The organism is Tatumella sp. JGM118 (assembly GCF_018257515.1).
GTDB classification, from domain to species: domain Bacteria; phylum Pseudomonadota; class Gammaproteobacteria; order Enterobacterales; family Enterobacteriaceae; genus Tatumella; species Tatumella terrea.
Genome location: NZ_JAERJR010000008.1, coordinates 106,739 through 129,082 on the forward strand (window position 1 = coordinate 106,739; position 22,344 = coordinate 129,082).

Here is a 22,344-nt window from a genome sequence, read left to right on the forward strand (position 1 = left end):
AGAGAGGCCGCAAGTGTCCCGCACAATTATGCTTATTCCGACCGGCACCAGTGTCGGCCTGACCAGTGTCAGCCTGGGAGTCATTCGTGCGATGGAGCGTAAAGGAATGCGTCTTAGCATTTTTAAACCCATCGCCCAGCCCCGTTCAAACGCTGATGCAGAAGATCATACCACGGCGATTGTCCGTCATAACTTCGCCATACCTGCCGCCGAACCCCTGAATATGTCTTACGTCGAAAATCTGCTGGGAGCGGACCAGCAGGATGTTTTGATGGAAGAAATTATTGCCCGCTTTCATGACAATACCCGGGATGCTGAAGTGGTACTGGTCGAAGGACTGGTCCCTGTGCGTAAGCACGAGTTTGCCAACGCACTGAACTTTGAAATTGCCCGCACGCTGAACGCCGAGATTATTTTTGTCATGTCGCCCGGTAATGATTCTCCGGCACAACTGAAAGAACGTCTGGAGTTTATTCAGAACAGTTTCGGTGGCAAAAAAAATAAGCAAATCAAAGGAGTTATCTTTAATAAACTCCATGCCCCGCTGGATGAACAGGGCCGCACACGTCCGGACCTGTCAGAGTTTTTTGAAGATTCGACCGAAGCCACCATTGCCCCTATCGATATTGATGAACTGAAGGCACAGAGTCCGTTGCCGGTAATGGGTGTGATCCCCTGGAATTTCGAGCTGATTGCGACCCGTGCGATCGACATGTGCCGTCATCTGAATGCCCGGATCGTCAATGAAGGAGATATCAGCACGCGGCGTATTAAGTCGGTCACCTTCTGTGCCCGCAGCCTGCCACATATGCTCGAACTTTTCCGTCCGGGATCATTACTGGTCACCTCTGCAGACCGCCCGGATGTGCTGGTGTCGGCATGTCTGGCGGCGATGAACGGGGTGGAACTCGGGGCTATCCTGCTGACCGGCGGCTATGAAATCGACCCCGGCATCAGTAAACTTTGCTCACGGGCGCTGCAGACCGGGCTGCCGGTCTTTACGGTCAACACCAACACCTGGCAAACGTCGCTGAATCTGCAAAGTTTCAATCTGGAAGTCCCGGTGGATGACAGACAGCGGGTGGAGAAAATTCAGGAATACGTCGCCAGTCACATCAGCACGGACTGGGTCGATTCACTGAGTAATGCGGCAGTCAGCAACCGTCTGCTCTCTCCTCCGGCTTTCCGTTATCAGCTGACAGAACTGGCCCGTCAGGCCGCTAAGCGGATTGTGTTACCTGAAGGCGATGAACCCAGAACAATCAAAGCCGCCGCAATCTGTGCAGCACGCGGGATCGCCCGCTGCGTATTACTGGGTGACCCGGACGAAATACACCGCGTTGCTGCCCTGCAGGATGTGACTCTGGGCGAGGGTATCGAAATCGTCGACCCGCAACAGGCGCGTGAAAACTATGTCAGCCGCCTGGTGGAACTGCGAAAAAACAAAGGGATGACCGATATTGTTGCCAGAGAGCAACTGGAAGATAACGTCGTGCTGGGCACACTGATGCTGGAAAAAGGCGAAGTCGATGGACTGGTCTCCGGGGCGGTACACACCACCGCGAATACCATTCGCCCGCCACTGCAATTGATTAAGACAGCACCGAACAGCTCGCTGGTCTCCTCGGTCTTCTTTATGCTATTGCCGGAACAGGTGCTGGTCTACGGTGACTGTGCCATTAACCCGGATCCCAGTGCAGAGCAGCTGGCGGAAATTGCTATCCAGTCGGCCGATTCAGCAAAAGCCTTTGGGATTGAACCACGGGTAGCGATGATTTCCTACTCTACCGGAAATTCCGGCGCCGGCAGCGATGTCGAAAAAGTGCGGGAAGCCACACGTCTGGCGCAGGAAAAACGTCCTGATTTAGTCATTGACGGGCCGCTGCAATATGATGCCGCCATTATGGAAGATGTTGCGAAGTCTAAAGCACCGGATTCTGCGGTTGCCGGCCGGGCGACGGTGTTTATCTTCCCGGATCTGAATACCGGGAATACTACCTATAAAGCCGTACAGCGTTCTGCGAATCTGGTCTCTATCGGCCCGATGTTGCAGGGAATGCGCAAACCGGTCAACGACCTGTCACGCGGAGCATTGGTGGACGATATTGTCTATACCATTGCCTTAACGGCAATTCAGTCAGAACAGGCAGAAGGACAGCACTAACCGGACCCCGCAGGCGGCTGAAACCGCTGCCTGCGGGAAGCGTTAGCACGGATGATTAGGACTGTAACTCGTTTGAGGCGCGACGGCCCTCACTGTTACGGCTCATCCATAACGACAGCGCTTTAAGAGAGTCATCAGTAAACTCATCACAACGTACCGTGATCTCTTCAGGGGTCATCCAGAAAATCTCAGCGATCTCACTTTCCTGCATGGCAAACGGGCCATGACAGACACAACTGAACAGCGCACCCCAGACACGGCAGTGACTGTCTTCAAAATAAAATTTTCCGTGCTCTGCAAAAGGGACGGCAGCGATCCCCAGTTCCTCTTCGGCTTCACGCCGTGCGGATGCCAGGATGTCTTCACCGCTTTGCACGACGCCGCCCGCTGTCGCATCGAGTTTACCCGGCATAAAATCTTTATTTTCAGTACGGCGCTGAACCAGTATCTCACCCATACCGTTATGGACCACAATATAGGTTGCCCGGTGACGGAGACATTCGGCCCGCATTTGTGCACGACTGGCCGTCGTGATGACTTCATCATTTTCATCAACAATATCGACCCACTCGATATCATCTTCAGGAATTTGCTCCACCATCCGTAACCCTTTTTCTCGCAGATTCACATAACATCTGATTTTATCAGACAATGATAATAATGGGAGTTAAGAAATTGTTAAATGTTACCCATTGATGACTTTATATTTTTTCTCTGAAGCCGTGCTTTTCTCAGATACTGAACTACAGGCTGCGGATACCGTGACAGCGACGGCTTTCGCGGTCTGTCCGGAAGACTATCGGCGACCTTTACCCGTAACTTTAGTATCAATAATTCACGATCATTACGCACAGAGACCGCACATATTGTCCTGCCCGGGGCATGGCTGACCCGTCCTCTGGCAGACACCGAACTCATCGTTCCGGGGCCTGTGGCCGGTATTCGCCACCGGTAGTCATCCCGGGTCGTCTTCTTTGGCACTTTTCACCGCGATGCATCGCCCGGACTACCGGTTTCACGTCGTTCTGCGAATACAGGCCGGCACAGGTAACCCCGGGAAGACCCCGTGGCGTACCGGTCGGGAGGTGACAACGACTGGTTATTCGCCCTGAAAACAACGAGGCTCTCTCCCCCGGGATAACGATAAAGCCCGGGGCAATCTCAGGGCAGTGAATGAAGCTATCCGGTCCGGCAACAGACTGAGCGGACGACATCCGTTATTAGCCCTGTTGAACAGGCAGATGAACCACCGGTTATCAGACGACTGCGGACATTATTAAGACAGGCTTCGTGAATTGACGGTGCCGGAAAGGCAACGGTCAGAAATATAATCTCTCTCCCGCCGGGTGCCGGCACCCGGTGGGAGTACAGCTTACTTCAATGCACCGGATAAAAATTGCTGCAGGCGCGGACTCTCCGGGTTACCGAACAGTTTCTCAGGGGAACCCTGCTCTTCAATTTTCCCCTGATGCAGGAAAATCACCTGGCTTGAGACATGGCGGGCAAATTCCATTTCATGGGTGACCACGACCATGGTTTTTCCTTCTTCTGCCAGCTGCTGCATGATACGTAATACCTCAGCCACCAGTTCCGGATCCAGCGCCGAAGTCGGTTCGTCAAACAGCAACACTTCCGGCTCCATCGCCAGTGCCCGCGCGATTGAGACACGCTGCTGCTGCCCCCCCGAAAGATGAACCGGATATTTATCACGGGCCCGGGCATCAATACCGACTTTATCAAGGTATTTAATCGCACGCGTCCGCGCTTCCTGCTTACTGATACCCAGTACCTGGACCGGCGCTTCCATCACGTTATCCAGCACCGTCATATGGCTCCACAGGTTAAAGTGCTGAAATACCATGGTCAGGCGGGTGCGTAATTTACGCAGTTGCTCTTTATCTGCCACTTTCAGCTGACCATCTTTATCCCTGACCAGATGAATATTTTCATTATTCAACGATATAGAGCCTTCGCTTGGTTTTTCCAGAAAATTAATACAACGCAGAAACGTACTTTTTCCTGAGCCTGAAGAACCGATAATACTGATAACATCACCTGCCGCAGCCTGTAATGAAACACCCTTCAGGACTTCATGATCCCCATAACGTTTATGGAGCTCTGTCACACTTAATTTTAATTCAGACATAGTTATACTCAGCGGGATCAGGATTTAACGTGGGGCAGCCAGCGGCGCTCCGCTTTGCGGAACAGCGATATCAGGCAGTAAGAGATGACCAGATAGATCACCGCGGCAATACCAAAGGCCGTGAAAGGCTCGTAGGTCGCGGCATTAATATCCCTGGCGATTTTCAGCACGTCCGGCACGGTCGCAGTAAACGCCAGAGACGTGGAGTGTAGCATCAGGATCACTTCATTACTGTAAGCCGGTAAAGCAATACGCAAGGCGGCTGGCAGAATAATGCAACGGTACAGCTTGAAGGTGGAAAACCCGTAGGCTCTGGCGGCTTCGATTTCCCCGTGAGGTACGGAACGGATAGCACCGGCAAAAAGTTCGGTGGTATACGCACAGGTATTCAGGGTAAACGCCAGCACCGCACAGTTCATACCGCTGCGGAAAAAGGCATTCAGTAACTCGTTACCTTTCACAATTTCCAGCGTATACATCCCGGTATAGAACACCAGTAACTGTACATACAGCGGTGTTCCGCGAAAAACATAGGTGAACAGCCAGACCGGCGTACTGATAAAACGGTTAGGTGATACTCTGGCAATAGCCAGGAACAGGGCCAGCACACCGCCGATAGCCACCGACAGCACCAGCAGCCATAACGTAATAGCGACCCCGGTAATATGGTATCCGTCGGTCCATAACAGAGACTTCCAGTAGTCGTGAATAATATCAATCATAATTCAGCCTTTTTCACTCCCACTGAATAGCGGCGTTCCAGCCACCACAACACGCCATTGGAAACCGTGGTAAAAAACAGATAGATCGCACCTGCGACCAGAGAAAAATAGAAAGGCTGCCAGGTACTCTTACCTGCCAGTGAGGTGGCCTTAATCACATCTTCCAGACCCAGTAAGGAAACCAGCGCCGTGGCTTTTAAAATTACCTGCCAGTTATTACCGATCGCCGGTAGCGCAAAACGCATCATCAGCGGAAACTGTATCCGCCGGAAAACCTGAGACGGCGTCATGCCAAAAGCCGTCGCGGATTCAATCTGGCCCTTAGGCACAGACAGGAAAGCCCCGCGAAAGGTTTCAGTGAAGTATGCGCCGTAAATAAACCCGATAGTGGTGATCCCTGCCATCATAGGATCAATATCAAACTGCGCCATCCCCAGCAGATCAGTAAATTCATTCAGGGCAATCTGCAGGCCATAATAAATCAGCAGCATTAATACCAGGTCCGGGATACCACGGATAATGGTGGTATAGGCGCCAAAAATCGTAGTCAGCACGCGATTTTTAGATAACTTTGCCCCGGCACCTATCAGCCCTATTATCACCGCCAGCACCACAGAGCTTAAGGCCAGTTCAATCGTGACCAGCGCGCCTTTCATAATGACGTCGGTATATCCGTAGAGCATCAACAAATTCCTGCAAAAAATAGATAACTGCTACCCGCCGGCGGCGGGTAGCGGATGACACATTAGCCACCGTACACATTAAAATCGAAATATTTCTTCGCCAGCTTATCGTAAGTCCCGTCTTTGCGCATCGCCTCAAAGGCTTTATCCACGGCGGTTTTCAGCTCAGTATTGCCCTTCGGCAGTCCCATCCCGGTACCTACACCGAAGATTTTCTCATCTTTCACCGCCGGACCGGCAAAGGCATACCCTTTACCGACCGGGCTCTTCAGGAAGCCTTCACCGGCCTGAACTTCATCCTGGAAAGCGGCATCGATACGACCGGCATTCAGATCCTGATAAGCCTGATCCTGCGTGGCGTAAGAGACAACGTTCACGCCTTTCGGACGCCAGTATTGATTCGCATAAGTTTCCTGCGTGGTCCCCTGTTCTACCCCGATGCTCTTCCCTTTCAGGGACGCCACCGTAGGTTGCAGCGAAGAGCCTTTCACCGCAACCAGACGGGCATTGGCGGCGTAAAGTTTATCTGAAAATGCAATCTGCTCTTCCCGCTTCGGTGTAATCGACAGGGCTGAGACGATGGCATCGATCTTTTGCGCTTTCAGCGATGGGATCAGACTGTCAAAATCCCCTTCCACAAAGACGCATTTGGTATGAATACGCTGACAAATGTTGTTCGCCAGGTCGATATCAAATCCCACTATCTGTCCGTCAGAATTTTTGGACTCAAAGGGCGGGTATGTCGGATCAGTGCCGATACGCAGTGTTTGCGGGATAGCAGCGAATACGCTGCCAACACTGGAAAATGCCAATACAAGCGAAAGAGCCAAAACACGCTTTTTCATAGATTGCCCTCTGGTTAATTTTTTTATAGTGATAAATATTACTGTCATGTGTGCAGAGGTAGTTTTGCACATTTCATGCCAGAATGCGCGGCTATTGCAGGAACCGCCGACAATCACGGAAATCGTATTTTTTTCGTACAGTGCGAGGCGATACAGCAGAAGACAAGCTGCCCGGAGGGAAATCTATGCACCGGAACAGGGAAACATGAGCACCGCATCGGTGCTCATGAAGAAAAATGCACTATAAAGGGTCATTTGGCCTTAGCTTTTGCCCTGCCAGCGGGCAAAGAGGTCTTCAGATAAGGTAATATCGAACTGATCGATCACCCGGTTGACGGTCTGATCGACGATATCCATGACATTTTGTGGCCGGTGATAAAATGCAGGCATCGGAGGCATAATAATCGCGCCCATTTCTGCAGCCGTCGTCATCATCCGCAGATGTCCGAGATGCAGAGGGGTTTCACGTACACCGAGCACCAGCTTACGCCGCTCTTTCAGGACGACATCTGCCGCCCGGATCAGCAGATTATCACTGTAGCTGTGAACAATGCCGGACAGCGTCTTCATTGAACAGGGCAGCAGCGCCATGCCATCCGTTTTATAGGATCCCGAAGAAATACTGGCACCAATATCACGGATATCGTGAACCACATCCGCCAGTGACTGAACATCCCGCACAGAATAGTCACTTTCCAGTGCCAGCGTCTGACGGGCTGACTGACTCATGACCAAATGGGTTTCCACCTCAGGCACGTTTTTTAAAACTTCCAGTAAACGTATACCGTAGATAACGCCACTGGCCCCTGATAACCCAACAATCAGCCTCTTCATATCCTGCCCTGCACTCCGGTAAAACGCCTATGATACCGCGGGAGTACTCTGTGAGCGAATGGATTTCCCAAAAAGCACAGGGCGGAAATCCGCCCTGTGCTTTATTTTGGTCACGCCGGTGATTAACCTTCGTTATGCAGTTCCAGATTTTCGGTTTCCGTCTGCCGGGCTATCGCCATCGCATCGTCATTACGCAGCGACTGCAGATAATCAAGATAGCCCTGATCCACGTCTTTGGTCACATAAATGCCATCAAACACCGAACAGTCGAACTGCGTGATTTCCGGGTTTTCTTCCCGTACTGCGGCGACCAGATCTTTAAGGTCCTGGAAAATCAGCGCATCCGCTTTAATCAGCTGACAAATTTCATTCACTTCACGTCCGTGAGCAATCAGCTCAGTGACACTGGGCATGTCAATCCCATAAACATTCGGGAAGCGCACCTCAGGTGCCGCCGATGCCAGATACACTTTCTTCGCCCCGGCTTCACGAGCCATTTCGATAATCTGCTCTGAGGTGGTGCCACGTACAATTGAATCATCGACCAGTAGCACGTTTTTATCACGGAATTCGGCACGGTTAGCGTTCAGTTTACGACGGACCGCACTGCGGCGCATCTGCTGTCCTGGCATGATAAATGTCCGGCCCACATAGCGGTTTTTTACAAACCCCTGGCGGTAAGGTTTATCAAGGATACGGGCAATTTCCAGCGCCACATCGGTCGAGGTTTCCGGGATAGGAATAACCACATCGATATCCAGGTCTTCCCATTCCCGGGCAATTTTTTCGCCCAGTTTTGTTCCCATGCGCACACGGGCACTGTAGACCGAAATTTTGTCCAGGAAGGAGTCCGGACGGGCAAAGTAAACATATTCAAACAGGCACGGATTACACTTCGGATTTTCGGCACACTGGCGGGTAGAAAGCTGCCCTTTTTCGGTGATATAGACCGCTTCACCGGGGGCGACATCGCGAATAAATTCGAAGCCCAAAGTATCCAGCGCAACGCTCTCGGACGCCACCATATACTCAACACGTTGATCCGGCAGCACGCGTTTACCCAGCACCAGCGGACGAATACCGTTGGGATCGCGGAATGCCACCATGCCATGACCGATGATCATGGAAACGACGGCATAGGCGCCTCTCACTTGTTTGTGTAAGGACTCTACCGCCGCAAAGATATTGTCCGCCGACAGCGGATAATCCTGAAAACGGTCCAGTTCCTGGGCAAAGATATTCAGCAGCACCTCAGAGTCCGAGGTGGTATTTACATGGCGACGACCGTGCTCAAACAGGCGGGAACGTAATTCATGGGCGTTTGTCAGGTTACCGTTATGCGCCAATGTAATACCGTAAGGGGAGTTTACATAAAAGGGCTGGGCTTCAGAGGCACTTGAGCTACCTGCTGTCGGGTAACGAACATGACCAATGCCCATGTTTCCCTGGAGGCGCTGCATATGACGTGCTTCAAACACATCGCTCACCAGTCCGTTTGCTTTGCGCAGGCGAAAGCAATTCATGCTATCGATGGTACAGATACCTGCTGCATCCTGACCGCGATGCTGTAACACAGTTAAAGCATCATAAATAGACTGGTTAACCGGCAGAAATCCGGTGATACCGACAATACCGCACATGTTGTCATTTCCTCATTAAGCCGCATCCCCCCGACCTTATGACCGGGGTAAAAAACTCGACGTGCTCTGTAAATAATCAAAAAACCATCTGATGATACCGCTGAATTGAGGGATCAATTGTGACTGTGTCCAGTCCGTGCTTTTGGAAAATCCGGTAAAGGTATCCAGAAAAAAGAGGATGGCCGAAACAATCAGCACGCCTCTTAATGCGCCAAAACAGACACCTAACACACGGTCCGTCCCGGACAAACCGGTTTTTTCCACCAGCGTTCCAATCACATAATTTACTATGGCCCCGACAATCAGCGTCGCAATAAAAAGTACGGCTATTGCTACACCATTTCGTACCAGGGGTTCTTCAAACCCGGTAAACCAGACGGCCAGATAGGAAAAATAATGACTCGCGACAAAAAACGCACATCCCCAGGTGACTAAAGATAAAGCTTCACGGACAAAGCCCCTGATCAGACTCACAAAGGCTGAGAATCCGATAATCCCTATAATGACGTAATCAATCCAGTTCATGTATGTTTCCGGCGCACTATGATCCTTTCTGCCATCTGTTCGCGGCGCATTTTAACAGAAAAAGAAAACGTTTGCGTAGCGTTTTCCCGGACGACAGAGAAAAAGGGTAATGAAATTTTTTATTCATTACCCTGAGATTAAAAATATTTATCTATATGAATTATATAACAATTCACCGTAACCGACCTGGCCCCCGTTCCCGGGGGCCGGTTCAGCGGGCTGAATATGGCCGTATCACGCCGCTCAGGCCGGTTTTACTCTTCAGTTCAGCCACCTGAGACTGCAAATGACTTTTCGAGCTGTCCGGACCGACCAGAATGCGGTTAATTTCTCCCTGAACCGGTTCTGCCGGCAGAGAATAGGCCCTGAACCCGGCACTGCGTAGCTGCGCCACAATTTCACTGACCCTGGCTGCATTTTTCAATGCTCCCAGCTGAATAACCCAGGCCTGTCCTGACGGAGTTTCCGGTTTACTCTGAGGCTGTGGTGCTGAAGACTGATCATTGAGTGCCTGTAATGCTCTCGCGCGTTCGCGTTCCTGCTGTGCCTGTCGGGCCTTAGCCTTCGTGGCAGCATCGGCCGCCTGCTGACGGGCACGCTCTTCCGCCTGACGCTCACGGGCTAACTGCGCCTGCTTCTGACGCTCAGCCTGCTGTTGCTGTTGCTGTTGCTGTTGCTGTTGCTGTTGCTGTTGCTGTTGCTGTTGCTGTTGTTGCTGTTGCTGGCGAAGTTTCTCCGCCTGTGATGACGCCGACGGACTGACTACCGTTGAAGAGTCAGTCACCGGTGACTGACGGTCCGGTGCCGGCGGAACTGAATCACCGTGGCTGCTGTCAGGTGTCACTGTGCCGGCATTCGCCGCAGCACTGGCTGCACTCCCCGCAGCGGCTGACGCGGCAGGTGCCGCCGTCAACGGCTGAGTCACCGGCGGCACCAGATCATTATCCTGCTGGTCGCCGGGCTTAGGCACCAGAGGAATGGCCGCGAACTCTTCCTGGTAATGCTTTTTCTTACCGTCCAGCAATCCCGGTAATACAATCACACCAATCGCGACCAGGATAACCGTCCCGACTAAACGATTCTGAAATTTACTCGCCACTTCCCTTCTCCCCTGAGACAGACGTCATCACATGAGCGACCGTATGGAAGGAACCACAAACCAGAATAATGTCCTGTGCCCCGGCCTGCTGTCGTGCCGCTTTCCACGCGTCTTCCACCGTAGCAAAACATTCTGCCTGCGGCAAATGGGCCATCAGTTCTTCAGCACGGGCTCCCCGCGGGCCTTCGAGCGGCGCGCAATACCAGTTATCGACCTGAGGACGGAGTTCGGCCAGCGTACCGGCGATATCTTTATCATGCAGCATACCGACCACGGCTCTGACTTTACCCACGCGCGGCAGTGCGGCGAGTTGTGAGGCCAGAAAAGCGGCTGCATGCGGATTATGAGCCACATCCAGGATCACCCGCGGAGATTCACTGATCGTCTGGAAACGCCCCGGCAGGACAATGCCCGGCAGATTTTCACGAATACAGGCTTCGCTGACCTGTAAACCGGACACCCTCAGGGCAGCCAGCGCGGTCGCAGCATTCGGGAGGGGGACCCGGGGCAGAGGCAGGCCGCGCAGCTCACCCTGAATATCCCGGAAATCCCATGCCTGAGCATCCGTCTGATAAGACCACTGCTGATTACGTTGCAACAGTATCGCGCCTTTATCCGCCGCGACCTGACCCATCGATGCCGGCATATCCGGCTCCCCCACGACGGCAGGTTTGCCGCTGCGGAAAACGCCAGCTTTCTCACGCCCGATGCTTTCGCGATCCGGGCCCAGCCAGTCAGTATGGTCGAGGGCAATACTGGTGATCACCGCCACATCCGCATCCACGATATTGGTCGCATCCAGCCGGCCACCCAGCCCGACTTCCAGGATCACAACATCCAGATCCGCCTGACGGAACAACTGCAATGCAGACAAGGTGCTGTACTCGAAATACGTCAGCGACGTATCCCCGCGGCCCTGTTCGATGACCGAGAAGCTTTGCGTATGCTCTGCTTCACTCAGTTCCTGTGACTGAATACGGACCCGTTCCGTATACCGGACCAGATGCGGTGAACTGTAGACCCCGACACGATAACCTGCAGCAATCAGCAGCGCTTCGAGCGTCCGGCAGGTTGTCCCCTTACCATTGGTTCCGGCGACGGTGAAGACAAAGGGGGCGGGCCTCAACAGGTTTAGCTGAGCCGCAACACGACGCACACGCTCAAGCCCTAAGTCGATGGCCTGGCTGTGCAGATTTTCGAGATAAGTAAGCCACGTGGCAAGGGGCGACGTGGCTTGAGGTAGGTGAAGATTTTCCATGTGTCCCGTTGAGGTTATTACGGTGCATAGGTAAAAGACGCTATAAAAGCGTCTTTTTCATACCTGTCAGGCCTCGTCATGTTCCGCGTCAGTCTTCACATCCGACTGATGGGTTTCATGAAGTGGCGCCGGCAGATTCATCATTTTTGCCAGTAGACTCGCCAGCTTAAAGCGCATGTTCGGGCGACGGACAATCATATCAATCGCACCTTTTTCGATCAGAAACTCACTGCGCTGGAAGCCCGGTGGCAGTTTTTCACGGACCGTCTGTTCGATAACTCGTGGACCGGCGAAACCGATCAGCGCTTTCGGTTCTGCGATATTCAGGTCACCCAGCATCGCAAAGCTCGCCGAAACCCCGCCCATTGTCGGGTCAGTCAGTACCGAGATATAAGGCAATCCGCGTTCACGCATTTTCGCCAGGGCTGCACTGGTTTTCGCCATTTGCATCAGTGACATCAGCGCTTCCTGCATACGCGCCCCGCCGCTGGCAGAGAAACAGATAAACGGACAGTTTTCTTCCAGAGCCTGCTCAACACCACGAATAAAACGAGCACCGACCACAGATCCCATAGAGCCGCCCATAAAGGCGAACTCAAAGGCAGCGGCCACCACCGGCATACCGTGCAGTTCACCTTTCATGACCACCAGCGCATCTTTCTCACCGGTGCTCTTTTGTGCTGCCAGAATACGGTCTTTATATTTCTTTGAGTCGCGGAACTTCAGAACATCTCTCGGTTCCAGTTCGCTACCCAGCTCGACCAGGGTGTCCTGATCCATAAAAGAGGTCAGGCGATCACGTGCGTGCATACGCATGTGATGATCACATTTCGGACACACTTCCAGGTTACGCTCCAGTTCTGCACGGTACAGCACCTGGTCGCAGCTATCACATTTTGTCCAGACCCCTTCAGGAATACTCGCTTTACGCGTCGGGGTTACATTACTCTTACTAAGAATTCGTTCAATCCAGCTCATTGATGACCTTTCTGTTTGAACCTGGGTTTTCCAGTTGTATTGTTTCTGCTGAATTTTTATTCAACAGCCGCTAAATGACGCCCATTAAACCACAACCTGTCGAGACTGTGGATAAAAATCTGGTGGACGTGTCCGGGTCCTGCAGAAAAAACTAGCTCTTCCGCGCTGCCTGCCGGCGTTGCCGCCAGAATTCGATCAGTCCGGGCAAGACAGAAACGATAATAATCGCAACAATCAGCAGATTAAGATTTTTCTGTACGACCGGCAGATCGCCAAACAGATAACCGGCATAGCTGAACAGCAGCACCCACGCCAGCGCCCCGGCAATATTAAACATCCCGAAACGTCGATAAGACATCTTGCCCATACCGGCCACGAAAGGCGCAAAGGTACGGATGATCGGGATGAAACGTGCCAGTATAATCGTTTTTCCGCCATGCTTCTCGTAGAAACCGTGGGTTTTCTCCAGGTGACTGCGACGGAAGATTTTAGACTGCGGACGACTGAACAACTTATCGCCGAACAGACGACCTATCGTATAGTTAACCGCATCGCCGGCAATCGCTGCGACCACCATCACCAGGGCCAGCAGATGAATATTCAACTCATTACCCGGTAATGCCGCCAGCGCGCCCCCCACAAACAATAGCGAGTCTCCTGGCAGGAAAGGTGTGACCACCAGCCCGGTTTCGCAGAAAATAATCAGAAACAGAATGGCATAAATCCATGTGCCATATTCCGCGACCAGTTGCGCCAGATGCACATCAATGTGCAGGATGAAATCGATAATAAGATGGATATATTCCATGACGTGTTAATCCTTCTGAAATGTCATCTGATCCTGCATCAGAAACAACGGGCCGGGCTCCGGCTCGGGTAATGCAAACTCACGGGGGTAATCCACCGCCACCAGGTAAAGACCTTCCGCTCTTGCCGTGGCAGCCGCCAGTTTTCGATCTCTGGCCGCCAGCAAATCGGCCATCCAGGACTCCGGCTGATTACCGCATCCGACTTCCATCAGACTACCGACGATATTACGCACCATATGGTGAACAAAGGCGTTGGCTTTGATGTCGACGATCACAAATGCCCCCTGACGCCAGACATGCACATGGTGAATATTTCGCCAGGGCGTTTTTGACTGGCAATGGACGGCGCGAAAAGACGTAAAGTCATTTTCACCCAGCAGGCTTTGCGCGGCACGATGCATCGATGCCGCATCCAGCGGATGATAAAAGTGCGTTATCCCCTGCCCGAGGATCGCCGGCCGTAAACGCTGGTTATAAATAATGTAGCGGTAACGCCGTGCGGTGGCGCTGAAGCGGGCATGAAAATCCTCTGAAACGCTCTTCACCCAGCGAACGGCAATATCTTTCGGCAGATTCGCATTCACCCCCAGTGTCCAGGCGCTGTCTGCGCGCTGAACCGTGGTTTCAAAATGGACAACCTGTCCCGTACCATGCACACCGGCATCGGTACGTCCGGCACAGAACACATTGATCGGCTGATCGGCCACCTTAGATAAGGCTTTTTCCAGCGCACCCTGAACACTGCGAACTTCCGGCTGACGTTGCCAGCCATAATAACGGCTGCCATCGTACTCAATACCCAATGCCAGTTTATATGTCTTAACGTCAGACATGCTTACAGATACTCCTGCACCAGACGCTCAGCCACTTTCACCGCCATCAATGCCCCGCCGAAGCGGACATTATCGGCGACAGACCAGAACTGCAGTTGCTCCGGGATCCCGTAATCATTATGAACGGCACCGATGCAAAGCTGACCATGACCACTGGCATCCCCGACCGGAGTCGGATAGTCGCCTTCATCGCTCAGTACGATATCGCTGTTCATTGCCAGGTCATTACGTGCCTCGTCCGCCGAGTAGGGACGTAAGGTTTCCATCAGCACACTCTGGGCATTGCCGTAGAAAACCGGGGCCTGAATGGCACTGACCGATACCGGCAATCCTTCATCCTGCAGAATTTTGCGGATCTGGTCGACCATACGGCGGTTGACAGCCACACTGCCCTGCTCATCCGGCACCAGAGGTAACAGGTTAAAGGCCAGCTGGCGGCCAAAATAGTACTCTTCCGGCGGAATACCGTTCAGCAGACGGGCACTCTCTCCCGCCAGACCATCCACGGCGGCTTTACCGTGGGCAGAAGCGGAAATCAGCGTTGTCACCTGCAGACGCCCCAGGCCGGCAGTATCCGCCAGCGGTTTAATGGCACATAACAACTGGCTGACCAGACTGTCGGCTACCGACACAATGTTGCGGTTACGGTAGTCCGCCAGTACGTGCGGGTTAACATCCGCAATGACCAAAGGAACATCCGGGGAGAGTGCAAACAGCGGACTGCTGTCGATAACCAGACAGCCGGCATTTGCCGCCAGTTCGGCGTAACGGGCCGAGGCTTCGGTACCGGCCACAAAGAAAGCCAGCTGAGCCTGCGACCAGTCAAAATCAGCGGCATCACTCACCTGATGATTTTTATTATCAACACGTACCGTTTCTCCGGCACTGCTTTCGCTGGCTAATAAAAATAGTTCGCCAACCGGGAACTGACGCTCCGTCAGCAATTCCAGTACAGCGCTTCCTACTGCACCGGTTGCTCCTAAAAGCGCGATATTCCAGCCGTCAGACATGTGGGTTTACTCCAGAAAACAAAAAAGAAAGCGGTGTCACACACCGCCTGTACAGATAATGGTTACCGCTGAAAGGTCAGCAGCTACCGGTAAATTTTGCGGTGAAGCCAAGCTGCTGCAGTTTTTCGGCCGTGGCGGCCGTATCACAGTTCACCTGCAACGAAGACCATTCGCGTCGCTCCTGATAGTGTTTGCGCAGACGATCAAATTCCCCGGGCTTACCGGCCACGGCACGCAGCAGTGCGTCATCACGGCGCACATCATACACCAGATGTGCCAGACGTTTTAGCATTGCCTGAGAGCACTCGCCGTTCAGGCTGATCTGCCTGATATCCGGCGCGGGTAACAATTCAGATAATGGAACCTGACGGGGCTGACCGATAAACGCTGACCAGGCTTCGAATACCTGCGTGGTGCCGCGGGCTTTGCCTTCCAGGGTATACCCGGCAATATGGGCCGTGGCAATGTCCGTCTTCGCCAGCAACGCTAAAGAGAGATCCGGCTCCGGCTCCCACACATCCAGCACCACCGAGAGATCGTTTCGCTGGTTCAGCACCGTCAACAGCGCCGCGTTATCCACCACCGGGCCGCGGCAGGCGTTAATCAGAATCGAGCCAGGCTTCAGGGCTTCCAGCAGTTTCTGATCCGCCAGATGCCATGTTTTATAAGGCCCTTCTTTATACAGTGGTGTGTGGAAGGTCAGAATATCCGCTTCACGCACCAGGGTTTCCAGTGAATGGAATTCACCCGGCTCGCCCTTATCTGCCCGCGGCGGGTCACAAATCAGTGTTTTTATCCCCAGCGCCTCAAAACGGCGTTGCAGCCTGCCACCGACATTCCCTGCCCCGACGATACCGACCGTCCGGTCCGTTAGCAGGAAGCCATCACGCTCAGCCAGCGCCAGCAGTGCGGAGAAAACATATTCGACAACGGCGATAGCATTACATCCGGGCGCCGCCGAATAAGCTACGCCGGCAGCCTGCAGGTCGGCGGTATTCAGATGATCCATTCCGGCGGTTGCCGTACCGACAAAACGTACCGCCGTATTCTCCAGCAGGGCCTGATTCACCCGGGTGACAGAACGCACCATCAGTCCATCGGCTGCGGCCAGTTGCTCACAGGAAAGTGAGCGGCCTGGCGCACTTTCAACCTCTGCCAGCTGACTGAATAATTCACGGGCATACGGCATATTTTCATCGACAACAATTTTCACTGCATCTGTCCTGTTTCTCACCGGAAATATCCGGTTATTCTGGCATAAACCCTGAGGGAAAACATCCGTCGATTATTTCGGATTTGCGCTTGCTATGCGCTGCCGGCTCAGTCATCTTAATTGGCCGGGATATCCTCCCTGACTTCCCCCGCAGGCGTTACTGTTTCAGGTAGCGCAGACTATGTGTTGAAGGACCTGCTATGAACTTTCTTTTTCCGCTGGGAGCGGTGCTGATTTGGGCCATCAACTCCGTCGTCAGTAAACTCACGGTCGGGCTGATCACTCCTGAGGCCATCTCTTTTTATCGCTGGAGCATGGCTTTGCTGGTACTGAGCCCTTTTGTGCTGCCCGGGGTGATTCGTAACCGGCATGCCTTATGGCGTCACGGCTGGCGTCTGCTTATCCTGGGCGCACTGGGCATGGTACTGTACCAGAGCCTGGCCTATTTTGCGGCACGGACGGTCAGTGCTTTGTTTATCGGCATCATGGTCGCCAGCATCCCGCTGATGACGGTTATTTTTAGTCTGTTTATTTTACGGCTGGCACCGACGGTGGGGATTGTTATCGGTACAGTGCTATCGTTTACCGGGCTAAGCTGGCTTATCAGTGCCGGTCATCCTCTGCAACTCCTCCACCAGGGATTAGGCAGCGGTGAGCTGATGATGGTGATCGCGGCGGCAGCCTATGCCCTTTATGGCGTACTGACCAAACGCTGGGCCATGGATTTGCCCCAGTGGCAGAGTCTGTATGTGCAGATCATCTTTGCCATTATTTTATTACTGCCAGGCTTCCTGCTGACGCCGGACATTGCCCTGACCCGGGAAAATATCCCGCTGGTCTTATATGCCGCAATTCCGGCCTCGATTCTGGCGCCGTACCTGTGGATCCAGGGCGTGATGCGGCTGGGGGCCAACACTGCCAGTATTTTCCTTAATCTGTCACCGGTCTTTACCGCTATCATTGCTATTCTTTTTCTGCACGAAAAAATGCACAGCTGGCACTGGATTGGTGGCGGGCTGACACTGATCGGGGTGATACTGGCTCAGCGGCTGCGTACACCGCTTTCGCGCGCACGACGGTAATGGCAGCTCTGACGCACAACGACTGCGGCGTGTTTAACCAATAATCCCCCCTTATTACTTGGGATTTCCCGGGGGGATTGGTATCATAGAGAGATCCACTCCGGCTTACCCCGGCCTGAATTCTCTTTTGCTGGAATGTTTGTCATGCAACCACTCCGCGGCCCTTCTGAGGTCTCGGGTGACAGAAATTCGTCTGTTCATCCGAAAAATGCATCTCCTTCAGTTTCTTCTGCCCCGTTGACGTCGGCGCAGCGGACGACGCTGGAACGCATTATCGTTAAAATCATGGCCATCAGCTCGCTGAAATCTGCGGAGCTTTGGGCTGGTATCCGCCATCAGGCCGGAGTCAGCAACGATAGCGAGTTACTCGCCAGTCATTATCCGGCTGCCGAACACTGGCTGTCAGAGAAACTGACTCAGGAACAAAACAGTCATTCGATCCGCCTGCTGTTACAACAACTGACGGCCCTGTTACCGCGTGGAAATAATCGCCAGGCGGTCAGTGACTTTATCCGTCAGCAATTTGGTCAGACCGTACTGAGTGCGCTGACCCGCGCCCAGCTGCAGCAGGTACTCACCATGTTACAGAACGGGCAAATGGATATCCCTCAGCCGCAGCAGCTGCGGGTGACCGACCGGACTCTGCTGCCGGCGGAACATCAGAACTTACAGCAGCAGGTGATCCGGCTATCCATTTCCGGCGGCGGAACCCATGCCTCTGTCTGGCAAAATATCTTCAGCCTGATCTCGCTGAAAAACGGCGACCCCATCCCCTCACGCTATTATCCGTTGCTGACGCAGTATCTGAACGCACGTATTACCCTGAGTACCCAGACAAGCCCGGTCACCCTGCAGGCGTTACTGGCGTCATTAAAGCAACCGCCGACAGAGGAAGAGATCCGGCACCTTCATCACGACGGTGAGCCGAATCTTTCCCCGTCACAGCCCCTGACCGTGGTACGGGCCGAGGATATGCTACATAAACTGTTTCGTTTCCGGGCTGAAAGACTGAGACAGGGATCCCGTAAGGAGACGTATACCGGCCCGCGTCCGGAAACTGCGACATCCGTGCCTCTCCCCGCCTCCTCCGCCGGCTCACGCATACCGCTGGTCGGCTGGCTGTTAGTGCTGGCTGCTATTGTCGCTCTGGCGGTATGGCTGTTTTAACAACCACAGCCTTCTCCCGCATCTGCAACGGGCCACTGGCCCGTTGTCACACCGGAGGACACCGGCAGGTTGTCACGCAGCCAGAAATCCAGCCCGCCACTCAGTTCCCGCACATAAAACCCTGCACGGGCCAGTTTCAGCGCACCTTTGGTTGATCCATTACAGCCGATACCATCACAATAGGTAATGTAGAGTTTCTGCGGGTCCAGCGCAGCCAGTGTCTCCCCGGTCATTGTCCGGTGCGGGAAACTCACTGCGCCGGGAATATGTCCCTGCTCATAGAGCGGCAATGCCCGGACATCCAGTACCACAATTTGCGGATTCTGCTGCCGCAGATCTTCGGCCAGGTCCGCAGCATCGGTATAAAATGCCAGTTTCTTCGCCAGATAATCGGCTGATTCCTGCGGACTGACGTCCGGAAATAAATGATAGTGATCCATAATTTTACTCCTTGCCTGTTTCTGTCAGAGTACTGCATGATAACGTCCACTATAAGACCACTTTCAGTCATGGATTAAGACCACTTAATGACTCCCTCTCCCTGGCTGGTACTCTTTCAGGATCTCAGCGGACGCCCCCGCCGGGAACGGCTGTGCGAAGCCATGCGGCAGGCTATCCACCAGGGTCACCTGACGCCTGGTCAGAAGATGCCGTCTACCCGTCAGCTGGCGGCAGATCTCGCTTTGTCCCGGGTCACCACCGAGGCCGCTTACAGTCAGCTGGAAAGCGAAGGTTATCTGACCCGTTATCAGGGCAAAGGCAGCTTTGTCAGCGATACCCCGCGACGGATCCCTCGTCCTGCTGTGCCGGCCTCCGCTTTTCCGGCCCGCGCTCTGTCGCTCCGGGGGCAGCAAATAGCCGATACCGGCGGTTGTCAGGACCCGGCATTTCCGCTGCCTTTTGCGGCGGGATCCCCGGATTTACGCGAGTTTCCACTGGATCTGTGGCGAAAAATATATACCGGAGTGCTGAATGAACGCGGTGACTCGCTGATGGGTTACGGGGATCCACAGGGGTTACCTGAACTGCGGGCAGTTATCAGTGATTATCTGGCACTTTCACGGCAGGTCCGTTGTTCCCCGGAACAGATAGTGATCCTGAGCAGTTCACAGCAGGCCCTGCAACTGCTCAGCCTTCTGCTGCTCGACCCCGGAGACAGGGTACTGACAGAGCAGGCCTGCTATCCTGGTGCCCGCAATGCCTTTTTATCCGCCGGTGCGCAGCTGATCCCGCTACACCTGGATGCCGAAGGCGCTCAGGTGCCTGACAGGCCAGCCCGGCTGGCCTGTCTGACTGCCGCCCATCAGTACCCGCTCGGAATGTCGCTGAGCGCAGCACGGCGTAATGACTGGCTGGCGTGGGCAAAACAGCATAACAGCTGGCTGATTGAAGATGATTATGACGGCGAGTTTCATTATCAGGGTGCACCGTTACCCGCTCTGCAATCGGCTGATCGCCACGGACGGGTCATTTATCTCGGGACCTTTTCAAAAAGCCTGTTTCCGTCTCTGCGTCTCGCCTGGATGGTCCTTCCACCGGCGCTGGTCAGTGCCGTTGTCCGCGCCCGTACGGTCAGTGATGGCCACACTCCTCAGCTGTCACAGGCGGTCACCGCGGAATTTATCCGGCAGGGACATTTTGCTCACCATCTTCGCCGGATGCGGATGCTCTATGCTGCCAGGCGACAGTTACTGATTTCCGGGCTGGATGAGCACCTGTCGACACGGTTACGTCTGATGCCGGGCGAAGGCGGGTTGCAGTTAGCCGTCGAGTTACTGCACGGTGATGAACAACGGCTGACCCGGCAGGCACGACAGCGAGGACTGATTCTGCCCCCCCTGTCACCGCTTTATATGACTCAGGAAAAGAAGTACGGCTGGATCCTGGGCTATTCGGCCCTGCAACGGGCCGAAATTCTGCAGGCCTGTCAGGCGTTACGGGATGTCCTGGGATAAAACAGCCACCGGGCACTGATAGCCAGTCCCGTTAAGGCGGCCACTGCGCCGGCCAGATAGACCGAGCGATAGCCAAAGCCGCTGGCCAGTAATCCGGCCAGCGGACCGCTGATCCCGTAGGCAATATCCTGAAACGCAGAGAAGCAACCGAGTGCCGTCCCTCTGACCCGCGCATCCACACTTTTAACCACTTCCACGCCCATCGCCGGGAAGATCAGGGAACATCCGCAGCCGGTCAGTGCCGCACCGGCAAATGCCATCCACTCCTGGCCACCCAGGCAAAGTAATAATAACCCTGCTGCTTCCACTAACAGTGAGATGACTGAGACCCGTACACCGCCGATTTTATCGGGCAGCTTTCCGAAAATAAGCCGGATAATCACATAGGCCAGCCCGAACACGGTCAGCGTATACCCGGCATTCCCCCAGTGACGTTCCGCAAAATAGAGTGACGTAAAGGTGCCAATGACGGCAAAACCGACGCCCTGCAGTGCCAGAACCGCACCGGGTGTCAGTACCTGCTTTATCACACTGAGCAACGGGATCCGCTCACCCGGCTTTGCAGGTACCGCACGGATACGGCTGCTGCACAGTAATGCCAGCCCCGGACAACAGATCGCGACTGCGCTGACCCCGGTAAAGCCATAATGGTGCTGGATCAGTAATCCCAGCGGCGCCCCGGCAGCCAGTGCGCCGTAAATGGCCATCCCGTTCCAGGACATCACAATGCCCGAACGCTTCGGGCCGATCAGCCCCAATCCCCAGGTCAGGTTACCGGTAAAGAGCAGGCTTTCTCCGACTCCCAGTAACACCCGCCCCAGCAGCAATAACCCGAACTGCAGAAACAGCATTCCGGATAACAAGGCCGAACAGAGATAAGCAACACCGACAAAAAGGATCACCACCATGCCGGTTAAGGTGGTGCGTTTTGCGCCCTGCTGATCGGCTTTGATCCCTGCGAAACCGCGGGACACTAGGGTGGCAAAAAACTGAATACCCACGGCCAGCCCGACCATAACATCGTTCATCCCCAGTTGCTGGTGTACATACAACGGGATCACAGGCAGCGCCAGACCGGCGGTCAGATAGGTGAGAAATACCGAAAATGAAGTGAGTGCGACAGGGAAGGTCCCGGACGTCGCCTCTGCAGACGGGGATACAGATTCAGTCATCGATGAAACTCCATTGACTTCAGGCGACGGGTCCGCCTGGCGGCACATCCTGGCCTGATACCCTTAAAGGAAAAATTGTGACACAGTGACGCCTGTTGTCAAAAAAGAGCGCCCGAATCGTCAAATGACACCGTCTATGCGGTGCCCTGTTCGGCCGCTGCCAGCCCGCAGCCGCAGGCTCACCGTCGTTATACTGACGCCGGCAGCCA

At 54.0% G+C, this 22,344-nt stretch carries 21 protein-coding genes; 4 read left to right on the forward strand and 17 right to left on the reverse strand.

Annotated elements, in window-relative coordinates; all coding sequences use genetic code 11:
* The first annotated feature begins 28 nt into the window (after nt 1-28).
* Nucleotides 29-2,164: a phosphate acetyltransferase gene (pta, locus tag JK223_RS09875; RefSeq protein WP_212714054.1), complete on the forward strand. Its 2,136-nt coding sequence runs from the start codon at nt 29-31 to the stop codon at nt 2,162-2,164.
* 55 nt (nt 2,165-2,219) lie between these two features.
* On the opposite strand, the gene yfcD is transcribed toward pta, so the two are convergent.
* From yfcD to pdxB, 15 genes are all read right to left on the reverse strand, one after another.
* A complete protein-coding gene (gene yfcD / locus JK223_RS09880; RefSeq protein WP_212714009.1) occupies nt 2,220-2,765 on the reverse strand; it encodes an NUDIX hydrolase YfcD in 546 nt (181 codons plus the stop codon).
* Nucleotides 2,766-3,536: 771 nt separating this feature from the next.
* Entirely contained in the window at nt 3,537-4,310 is a 774-nt protein-coding gene (gene hisP / locus JK223_RS09885; protein ID WP_212714010.1) for a histidine ABC transporter ATP-binding protein HisP, read from the reverse strand.
* Between the two features lie 17 nt (nt 4,311-4,327).
* Complete coding sequence (locus JK223_RS09890; protein WP_212714011.1) at nt 4,328-5,032, reverse strand: ABC transporter permease; 705 nt, start codon at nt 5,030-5,032, stop codon at nt 4,328-4,330.
* The gene (locus tag JK223_RS09895) at nt 5,029-5,715 is read right to left on the reverse strand and encodes a histidine ABC transporter permease HisQ (RefSeq protein ID WP_212714012.1); all 687 of its coding nucleotides are present in this window, start codon (nt 5,713-5,715) and stop codon (nt 5,029-5,031) included. Before JK223_RS09895 ends, JK223_RS09890 begins: the two co-directional genes overlap by 4 nt.
* A gap of 62 nt (nt 5,716-5,777) precedes the next feature.
* Nucleotides 5,778-6,560 carry a lysine/arginine/ornithine ABC transporter substrate-binding protein gene (locus JK223_RS09900; RefSeq protein ID WP_212714013.1) on the reverse strand — a complete coding sequence of 261 codons (783 nt, stop codon included), beginning with the start codon at nt 6,558-6,560 and terminating at the stop codon, nt 5,778-5,780.
* Nucleotides 6,561-6,821: 261 nt separating this feature from the next.
* Nucleotides 6,822-7,394, reverse strand: coding sequence for a UbiX family flavin prenyltransferase (locus JK223_RS09905; protein ID WP_212714014.1), 573 nt, complete (start codon nt 7,392-7,394; stop codon nt 6,822-6,824).
* Nucleotides 7,395-7,516: 122 nt separating this feature from the next.
* Nucleotides 7,517-9,034, reverse strand: a complete 1,518-nt coding sequence (gene purF, locus JK223_RS09910) for an amidophosphoribosyltransferase (protein WP_212714015.1) — start codon at nt 9,032-9,034, stop codon at nt 7,517-7,519.
* 36 nt (nt 9,035-9,070) lie between these two features.
* Nucleotides 9,071-9,559 carry a colicin V production protein gene (gene cvpA / locus JK223_RS09915; RefSeq protein ID WP_212714016.1) on the reverse strand — a complete coding sequence of 163 codons (489 nt, stop codon included), beginning with the start codon at nt 9,557-9,559 and terminating at the stop codon, nt 9,071-9,073.
* Between the two features lie 211 nt (nt 9,560-9,770).
* Entirely contained in the window at nt 9,771-10,658 is an 888-nt protein-coding gene (locus tag JK223_RS09920; protein WP_212714017.1) for an SPOR domain-containing protein, read from the reverse strand.
* Nucleotides 10,648-11,916 (reverse strand): bifunctional tetrahydrofolate synthase/dihydrofolate synthase, encoded by a 1,269-nt coding sequence (gene folC, locus JK223_RS09925; protein ID WP_212714018.1) that lies wholly within the window; start codon nt 11,914-11,916, stop codon nt 10,648-10,650. The genes JK223_RS09920 and folC overlap by 11 nt, the downstream gene beginning before the upstream one ends.
* Before the next feature lie 66 nt (nt 11,917-11,982).
* Entirely contained in the window at nt 11,983-12,894 is a 912-nt protein-coding gene (gene accD, locus JK223_RS09930) for an acetyl-CoA carboxylase, carboxyltransferase subunit beta (RefSeq protein ID WP_212714019.1), read from the reverse strand.
* Nucleotides 12,895-13,045: 151 nt separating this feature from the next.
* The gene (locus tag JK223_RS09935) at nt 13,046-13,702 is read right to left on the reverse strand and encodes a DedA family protein (RefSeq protein WP_212714021.1); all 657 of its coding nucleotides are present in this window, start codon (nt 13,700-13,702) and stop codon (nt 13,046-13,048) included.
* Nucleotides 13,703-13,708: 6 nt separating this feature from the next.
* The gene (gene truA / locus JK223_RS09940; protein ID WP_212714022.1) at nt 13,709-14,536 is read right to left on the reverse strand and encodes a tRNA pseudouridine(38-40) synthase TruA; all 828 of its coding nucleotides are present in this window, start codon (nt 14,534-14,536) and stop codon (nt 13,709-13,711) included.
* Between the two features lie 2 nt (nt 14,537-14,538).
* Nucleotides 14,539-15,546: an aspartate-semialdehyde dehydrogenase gene (locus JK223_RS09945; RefSeq protein ID WP_212714023.1), complete on the reverse strand. Its 1,008-nt coding sequence runs from the start codon at nt 15,544-15,546 to the stop codon at nt 14,539-14,541.
* A 76-nt stretch (nt 15,547-15,622) separates the two neighbouring features.
* Nucleotides 15,623-16,759 (reverse strand): 4-phosphoerythronate dehydrogenase PdxB, encoded by a 1,137-nt coding sequence (pdxB, locus tag JK223_RS09950; protein ID WP_212714024.1) that lies wholly within the window; start codon nt 16,757-16,759, stop codon nt 15,623-15,625.
* 200 nt (nt 16,760-16,959) lie between these two features.
* Here pdxB and JK223_RS09955 point away from each other — a divergent pair, with 200 nt between their 5' ends.
* Both JK223_RS09955 and flk read left to right on the forward strand, forming a co-directional pair.
* Nucleotides 16,960-17,841 carry a DMT family transporter gene (locus tag JK223_RS09955; RefSeq protein WP_212714025.1) on the forward strand — a complete coding sequence of 294 codons (882 nt, stop codon included), beginning with the start codon at nt 16,960-16,962 and terminating at the stop codon, nt 17,839-17,841.
* Between the two features lie 144 nt (nt 17,842-17,985).
* Complete coding sequence (gene flk / locus JK223_RS09960) at nt 17,986-19,008, forward strand: flagella biosynthesis regulator Flk (protein WP_212714026.1); 1,023 nt, start codon at nt 17,986-17,988, stop codon at nt 19,006-19,008.
* Here flk and JK223_RS09965 read toward each other — a convergent pair.
* Nucleotides 19,005-19,448 (reverse strand): rhodanese-like domain-containing protein, encoded by a 444-nt coding sequence (locus JK223_RS09965; protein ID WP_212714027.1) that lies wholly within the window; start codon nt 19,446-19,448, stop codon nt 19,005-19,007. The two genes, flk and JK223_RS09965, sit on opposite strands and share 4 nt — an antisense overlap.
* An 87-nt stretch (nt 19,449-19,535) precedes the next feature.
* Between JK223_RS09965 and JK223_RS09970 the strand changes: the two genes are divergently transcribed.
* Nucleotides 19,536-20,963 (forward strand): PLP-dependent aminotransferase family protein, encoded by a 1,428-nt coding sequence (locus tag JK223_RS09970; RefSeq protein WP_212714028.1) that lies wholly within the window; start codon nt 19,536-19,538, stop codon nt 20,961-20,963.
* On the opposite strand, the gene JK223_RS09975 is transcribed toward JK223_RS09970, so the two are convergent.
* Entirely contained in the window at nt 20,936-22,135 is a 1,200-nt protein-coding gene (locus JK223_RS09975; RefSeq protein ID WP_212714029.1) for an arabinose transporter, read from the reverse strand. The genes JK223_RS09970 and JK223_RS09975 overlap by 28 nt on opposite strands.
* Between the last annotated feature and the right edge of the window lie 209 nt (nt 22,136-22,344).